Consider the following 1,009-nt stretch of genomic DNA (forward strand, 5'->3'; position numbering starts at 1 on the left):
GGTGGATATATCTCCTTATGGATTTCCTGTTTGATTTCAGGTGAGCGGCTATGGCGTTGATACTATGCCCCTGAGCATAGAGTTTTTTGGTTTGCTCAAATTTAAACTGCCTACGGGGACTAACATTTCCCGTAAATAATTCGGAATTTTCAGTTTGCATGCGCTTGCCGGTTGCGGTTTCATGGTTAAAAGGAATGGATTGATTATGTGCATTTTGCTTGTCATGAAAGGCTACGAAACATTTTTTGATCGCTTCGCTTTGTCTTTGCATTGCTCTGTCGAGTGCTTCTCTGAGGTTAACCAGCAAATGAAAGCGGTCGGCTACCTGCCTGGCTTGCGGGGCACCCTTACGGATACCTAATGCATAGGCCGATGCCCTGTCCCTGGCCACAGTATGCACCTCCGGATGTTGTTTAAGCCAAGCTTCAAGCGCTTCCGCACTACGCCCCTCCCATAAGTCGATTACCCTATTCTGATGTAGGTCCACTAGGATTGTACCATAGGTTCTGCCCTTTTTTAATGCCCAGTCGTCCACTCCGATAACGCCGGAGCAGGTAACGCCATCAACAACCGGAAGCGATTTAATCATTCGGATTACTGTGGCTGCACTTACGGAGCTACCTACCCACCGGCTAATCATCGCAGTCTTGACACCTCCCAATTCCAAACCGATCTTTGTCAAAAGGTCCCGGCTGCGTTGCAAGCGGCGACTGTAAGCGCCTAAGTCTGAACAGAACCTTTCGGTAAATATCTTACGTGGACAGATGTGGTTTCGGCACATGAACCTTCTACTTCGGAGGCGGATCTTCACCTGATAGTTAGAAACAGGCAAATCAGCTAGCTGGCGTTGATAATAACTATGGATTGACCTGCTCCTCTTTTTACAAAGAGGGCATCTGGAGTACCTTTGCAGGGAGCTTGCGTTGACCAATACTTTTCCTTGCCAAAGATTGATCTTAACCTCTCCAAGCTTCATGCCAGGGGGTAGTATAAGGCGAGTGTTGAGCAT

At 47.8% G+C, this 1,009-nt stretch carries 1 protein-coding gene; it reads right to left on the reverse strand.

Features of this window, described 5'->3' with window-relative positions; translation table 11 throughout:
• A partial coding sequence (locus AAHB90_RS32425; protein WP_342089481.1) for an ISL3 family transposase occupies positions 1-1,009 on the reverse strand: 1,009 nt, incomplete at its 3' end.

The sequence above is a fragment of the Dyadobacter sp. OTU695 genome, assembly GCF_038440355.1.
Classification (GTDB): Bacteria; Bacteroidota; Bacteroidia; order Cytophagales; family Spirosomataceae; genus Dyadobacter.